Source organism: Roseobacter sinensis (genome assembly GCF_025755255.1).
GTDB lineage: Bacteria > Pseudomonadota > Alphaproteobacteria > Rhodobacterales > Rhodobacteraceae > Roseobacter > Roseobacter sinensis.
Genome location: NZ_JALIEB010000049.1, coordinates 1 through 5,802 on the forward strand (window position 1 = coordinate 1; position 5,802 = coordinate 5,802).

Here is a 5,802-nt window from a genome sequence, read left to right on the forward strand (position 1 = left end):
AGATCGCTCATATCACCATTCGATTTTCGACCGATGAATCATGCCACTCAAAGGAAATCAATGGGTCCTGACCCTAGTGCTGTTTTATCGTGAGGCCGCCATTCGCGCAGTCGCAGCGAGCAACCTGTTTGTCCCGCGTCTTTCGTGTCCAAACGCCATGAAGCGAAAGCTCAATTTCGGTTCCACCCAAAACAATCCTCTTGAATGGCCGGAATGGCGACACACGCTGCGTTGCAACAACAAATGTGCCGCGACTGCGAGCAAATGCTGCGTCAGCAAAATGCGAAAACCGAATGACGGGAAAGTCCGCAGACTGTGAGTTCAACCCGCACTAGGTTTTGCTCTTGCGGCGAATGTCGGCAATGCGTGCGCAGATGCAGCATTTTGACGGGCGCTCAATTTCCGGTATGGGCCGATGCCTGATGGTACAGAGGTCCGCCCTCGTCGCGACGCTGCACACACTCCGATCTCAGATTTGAAGCCCGAGTAACTAGTGCTGCGATCTGCGCCAAAGTCTGAAACGGGTCGAAAAAATGCAGATCGCGTTGATGCATTTCTTGACTGTTGTCGCGCGCGGCCCACGCGTTCGTGACAACATGGTCATGGATTGTTGAACCATCACTGCCATGTATGGCTAATGTTCCACCGTCGGCGCCTTTTAGTTTCTGCGTGTACGGCCCTGGCCGCACCGTATCTCGTAATGGCGTGTGAGGCCGGACTTCGCGCAGCGATTGATAGCCTCCCGCAGCTTCACTCCTTGCAGGTACTGCGCCACGAATAGCTCGTTTTCGCACAAGCGCCGCGTGGACCGGGCTTGGAGGAGCTTGCGAACATCAAATCCTGCTCCAAAAGTATTGTGGCCCTAATTCTCGGATCGGCAATTGATCGTGGCATTATCGCCTCAGTCTACGTCACCTTGGGAGAGGTGGCCCCTGGTATTCTTCCGGCGGGTGCGACAGCAGGAGTTGCCGATATCACGCTTGAGGACCTTGTGACGCTGAGAGCAGGTCTGGAGCGCACGTCGGGACCGAACTACGGAGCCTGGGTCAATTCACCAAACTGGTTGGCCCACGCCCTGACGCGCCCGATGGTCGCTCAACCTGGGGAACGGATGCTTTACTCCACTGGTTCGACGCATATCCTTGGCGCGGTGCTTACGGAAACGACAGGCCAGAGCCTTTTGGCCTTGGTGCAAAGCCGCCTCGGTGAACCTCTTGGCATCTCGGTACCGTCGTGGCCGCGCGATCCCCAAGGTTACTATTTGGGTGGAAATGAGATGGCGCTGTCTCCAACGGGCATGCTGAAGATCGCGAAGATGATGCGGGACAACGGTCGTTTCGAAGGAAAACAGGTGATATCCAGTAATTGGATCACAGTTTCAACGAAAGCCCACACTCGATCGCCCTGGTCTGGTCTCTCCTATGGCTACGGCTGGTTCCTGTCCCGCTCGGGGTATGTCTTTGCCAGAGGCTACGGCGGGCAAATCATTGCGTTCCATCCTGTACGCGGGCTCGCCGTTGCCATCACGTCTGACCCGACGATGCCCGCCCGATCAGGGGGCTACTTCGGAGACCTCATGCAGCTTCTTGAGGGCCCGGTGCTCGACTTGTATTAGCGAAAACTCTGATGCCGGTTTCAATGTCTGGAGCAATCTCACGCGATATTGCATGAAAGAGGCTTTGGCCCCGGTTCGTTTCAGAAGGGGAGTGAGTAAGGTCCCCGCTGGCGATGTCGCGGTGCCGCCGCGACTGTCGTCACGGATGTCTCCTTCTCTAATTGGGCGTTTGGGTCAAGCTCGTTTTCCTTCGTTGTTTCGGATCGTGGTCGCTCATCCGGGTCACGCTTCTCTTCGCAGTCTGGGTGATGCCGCGTGGGACATCGCTGCACGCATGTGTCGGATTGGCAGTGGAGAACCTTGCTTTGGGACGCGCTTGAAGGCGCAAGAGACATATTCGGCTTCATCCACAGACCTCGTCCGGTGAGGACGACCCCGTTCGGTTCTAATGTTGAGCGGTTCAGATCATGCTGTGCCCTCCGCCTTCACCGGACGGAACTCGGTACCGTCTGCCCACATGCGGTGGAGCAGAACAGCTAGTTTACGCGCAACAGCGACAACAGCGCGACGGCGACCTTTGGTACGCACCAGACGCATCCCCCAAGATTTGATTTGAGACCCCGCCATGGTTCGCATCAGAAGCGCATTGGCCGCAGCGTACAGAGTTGCACGAACGTCTCGGTCGCCCGCTCGAGATATGCGCCCCGGATTGTCATGCTCCCCCGACTGGTATCGTCGTGGCGTCAGGCCAAAGTGCGCAGCGACAGTGCGGGAGCTTTTGAAGCGCGCCGGATCATCAATGGCAGCCTTGAAGGTCAGCGCAGCTATCGGGCCGACACCTGGCACCGTCATCATCCGCAAACAAACGTTGTCATTCCGGGCCGCATGTTTGACCCGTCGATCCAGATCGAGGAACTGCCGATATATCTCGAGCCGGGCATCCAATAGCGGCAACATGGCGTGCGCCAAGACCTCGTCGGCTTCGATCAGCGGGCGTACGATACCATCGAAGCTGCCATGCTGGACAGTCTTGGGCAGGCGCAGTCCAAAGATCTTCAGGAGGCCCCGAACCTCGTTCGCCAGATCGATTGTCTTGTTGAGTAGGGCTTTTCGGCAACTCAGCAGGGCGCGCGAGCCGTGCGACTCACGGCTCTTCATGTGAACCGGGCTAAACCAACCAGTTCTCAGGATGTGGGCAATGCCACGGGCATCGTTCTTGTCCGTCTTGTTCCGCATTGCGGACAGGGCGGCACTGACCTGGCGAGCTTCCATGCAGACGACATCAAAGCCATTGTTCTTAAGCCCGTAGTACAAATGCTGGCTCATCGTGCCAGCCTCAAACCCGATCCGCGCAATCGGGTGAGCGAAGCTCTTCAGAGTCTCGGCAATCTCATCGACTTCGCAGGCCAGTTCACGCTCAAAAGCAACACGACCCCTCGCATCCACAATGCACAGTGCGCACGATCTCAACGACACATCCAGTCCGGTAAAATACTCCATCGTCTTTCTCCCTTGCTCACAGTTGTTCTGTGATCCTATCGGGAGCTCGACCTCAGTTCAGGGTCAGCCCAATTACGCATGCTATGGGCCGTCCTCGAAGGGCAATAGAGCCGCGCGATCACTCATGCTGCGCGGGCTCCTAGGTCCGCAGTGAGCCCGTTTTGCACGTTCAGTTTCGCTCATCTCACGTCCGTGAGCAGAGTACTGCTGGAGACGCGGTTGGAGGCTATGCAGACACGTCACGCGGCCCAACATCCTTTTTCCACCAGCAATCATTTCCAAGAACATAGACATAGATTTTGTCGCCAACAGGCCAGGCTTTCACTTCCTCCTCGAGATAGGACAAGGACTCTCCTTCGTGTCCGTCGGCCCGCTGCCACACCAAAGACCAGAAGCCGCTGCGCTTCCGATACCCGGTGACACGCGCCGTTATCCGCTGTCCTTGATCGCGTGCTTTGATTGCTCGCGAGGCCTTGCGGCCAAATAGGAAAATCTTGATGGGCAGAAACAGCAATGCGACCGCGAGGAAAAAAGAAACAACGACGGATCGTCCAAGTCGTTCACTATCTATCAGGTCAAACACCTTCGGATCATCTGGTAGATATTGGATGTCTACTCGCCGCCCGATATCGGTCTGATCAAAACTTTCGGCGGCCATCCGAAGCGTACCTTCGTAGTCCACGCCGTCCACCGTGTAGCCAAAGGTGACGGCCTGCGAGAGCGGGAGGCGGTAGGCGACGTCGACAATCTCAGCCGAAACCGTTTCGGACGAAGCGTCAAGCTGGCTCCACTCCGAGGCATTGTTCCAGAGGACGAAGAAGCCGACCAAGAGCAAGATCCAATACAGCCAGCCATAGACCCCCAAAAGCCTGCAGTACATGCCAAACCAGCTTCGGGGGCGATTTCGAATTTCTTTCATAACCCACTTCTTTTTCTGGCCAGTTCTCCAGAGCATCGGAGAGTTAATATAGCGAAATTTGGTTGCTGGTGGACAAGGCTGTCGTGAAGACTAAATGTATCGGCAAATTTAGGCGGCGTATGGACTTGGTCGTCAGTGTGTCGGACTACGTTCAGGTGAAGCTGACCATCGCATTCCAATACTTCCGCGGTCAATGAATCGCTGGGATCTGTCAACTTGGCGACCAAACAAGTTGTTTGGTTCTTCAGAAGCCTACAACGGCGTGGCCGCAATGAAAGACAGCAAAGTCCGCAGACTGTGATTTCGCTTTCGCCGAGATTTTCCAGTCGCAGCGAATGGCAGGATCGACAGGCGCCATCTCAGCGATGTGTACCCTTGGTCAATGGCAGGCTAGAGGCGATTGCGCACTTGCTGGCTGTTGCCAGGCATTTCCGCCAGCCAACACACTGAAACCGGCGAATGACCAAACTTAGTGACCATAATGACCAAAAACATGACCAGAATGATCAAACATCACGAGTCGTCACAAGTGTGAGGAGTCATCTGGGTTTACCACACTCTCTAACGTAACTTATTGAAATATATAGCCCTTGAACCCTTACCGAGTCATGTCTCTTACCACTTCTGTCAGCAAGAATTGCCACATCAAGGAATACAAAAAAGGCCAGCGATTGCTGGCCTTTCTCGCGGTATGACCCGGTGCCTTACAAGACGCCATCAATATCGGATCGCCGATAAACGCGACTTAGACCCTTCGGTAAGTTGATCGGTTTCACCTTTAAATCAGTCAGTTTTGCAGCAAGCTTGATCGGCTGCATCTCGTGCTCGGCCGACAGACAGCCCAAAGTCTTGTATTTCTTTTCAAAACGCTGGACCTCATCCTTATGCACGAGACTAAGGAACTTACGATTTCTGGGGTGTCTCGTTCGTCGCGCACTAACAAAACCTGAGTTTACAAGATAGGTGACGGTTGACGAACTGACCCGCCATTTCCAGCGCAGCTGCTCTTTCGTGAACCCGTTCAGTGGAGGGCCTTCCAAAGCGTCGAGGACTTCCATCTTTGATATGCAAAGCCCGGATAGGCCGCTTTTCCCAACCCGTCGAAGAACAGTTCGCAGTTGTCCCTCGCAAACAAGGCGCAAAACGTCCAAGCTGTCGCACCGGCAATGCATCGGGCTAGCCAAGAAACTGATCTGATCTGCCTCCAAATCAGCAACCGGCGTCGCATTTTGAAATACATGGTCTAGTAGTCGTTGGAGTTCATCGGCGTCGTAGCGATCCACAGTCCCTTCCACCGAGACAAACGGCTTTACCCATCCGGCGTCACGAAGCTTGATAAAAACCTCATACTTCACACCAAGCAAACGCGCGGCAGACTTAGGATTGATAGTCTCAGCGTATCGCTTCAACCAAGGGTCATAGACTTTGGCGGGCACTTGTTCACGTGAGTTAGGGGGCGGTAGCTGAGTGAAACTGTCGCTTGTAGTCATGCCCTGAAACAAGTGACGCAACCGCAGATATTGGATGCCATACTGCCGCGAAGCCGTCATCACGGAATGAACTTTGCGAGCTTTGCAACTTCGGCCAAGTACTTTCTCTCCTGGTCCAATCGGATAATGCGACTCGACAAAATTGCGAACAAGGTCAAGCACCGGTGTAGTGCCAGGCCGGTCATCCACTTGAGCTAGCCAACGTGCGAAACGTCTGAAATCGACAAAAAATCCACTTTTCTCAGAAGATGGCAGAAGCCAAATTGTCTAGCCCCCTGTTGCTGGGCCACTGATCAGCCGTTTCTCTAATAGGGTTTCTGGCACCGGTGGCCGCATGT

The 5,802-nt window shown here is 54.8% G+C and carries 4 protein-coding genes; 1 reads left to right on the plus strand and 3 read right to left on the minus strand.

Features of this window, described 5'->3' with window-relative positions; all coding sequences use genetic code 11:
* The first annotated feature begins 814 nt into the window (after positions 1-814).
* Positions 815-1,615, plus strand: a complete 801-nt coding sequence (locus tag MUB52_RS23735) for a serine hydrolase domain-containing protein (RefSeq protein WP_318527465.1) — start codon at positions 815-817, stop codon at positions 1,613-1,615.
* Between the two features lie 405 nt (positions 1,616-2,020).
* Here the strand turns inward: MUB52_RS23735 and MUB52_RS23740 are convergent, their stop codons facing one another.
* The 3 genes from MUB52_RS23740 to MUB52_RS23750 form a co-directional block, all read right to left on the minus strand.
* Positions 2,021-3,055: an IS110 family RNA-guided transposase gene (locus tag MUB52_RS23740; RefSeq protein WP_263846638.1), complete on the minus strand. Its 1,035-nt coding sequence runs from the start codon at positions 3,053-3,055 to the stop codon at positions 2,021-2,023.
* A 226-nt stretch (positions 3,056-3,281) separates the two neighbouring features.
* Complete coding sequence (locus MUB52_RS23745) at positions 3,282-3,974, minus strand: DUF3592 domain-containing protein (RefSeq protein ID WP_263846639.1); 693 nt, start codon at positions 3,972-3,974, stop codon at positions 3,282-3,284.
* Positions 3,975-4,678: 704 nt separating this feature from the next.
* Positions 4,679-5,626, minus strand: a complete 948-nt coding sequence (locus MUB52_RS23750; RefSeq protein WP_263846640.1) for a hypothetical protein — start codon at positions 5,624-5,626, stop codon at positions 4,679-4,681.
* Between the last annotated feature and the right edge of the window lie 176 nt (positions 5,627-5,802).

Bases quoted from the DNA above. Each gene is read 5' to 3' on its own strand.
- MUB52_RS23745 (WP_263846639.1), bottom strand. From the start codon at position 3,974: ATGAAAGAAATTCGAAATCGCCCCCGAAGCTGGTTTGGCATGTACTGC.
- MUB52_RS23740 (WP_263846638.1), bottom strand. From the start codon at position 3,055: ATGGAGTATTTTACCGGACTGGATGTGTCGTTGAGATCGTGCGCACTG.